Below are 329 nucleotides of genomic sequence, written 5' to 3' on the forward strand. Positions count from 1 at the left end.
GCTGAACACCATGTATTCGGGCTATGAGTATGCCTATTCCTCTGATCAAGGAGGAATCTACTTTGATCAGGGTAGTGATAATCCGAAACAGCGCTGGGCAATCAATAAGTCATTGCCTCTTCGTCATGGTGACGTAGTCACCTTCATGAATAAGTACTTCACTCGCAGTGGTCTGTGCTACTATGATGGACCGGCAACAGACGTGTACTGTTTGGACAAACGTGAAGACAAGTGGATTTTAGAAGTGGTTAAACCCTGAAATGGGGTGTCATGATTGGTCAGCAAGCATCACCATTACACATTTGCTTCCGCATGTATTTCACCTGTAG

1 protein-coding gene is annotated in these 329 nt (G+C 45.0%); it reads left to right on the top strand.

Translation table 11 applies throughout. The features are described from left to right. The coding region (locus L5849_RS15460) for a hypothetical protein (RefSeq protein ID WP_236926262.1) at nucleotides 1-259 on the top strand (259 nt) is incomplete at its 5' end. Nucleotides 260-329 lie beyond the last annotated feature (70 nt).

This window comes from Erythrobacter sp. SN021 (assembly GCF_021864455.1).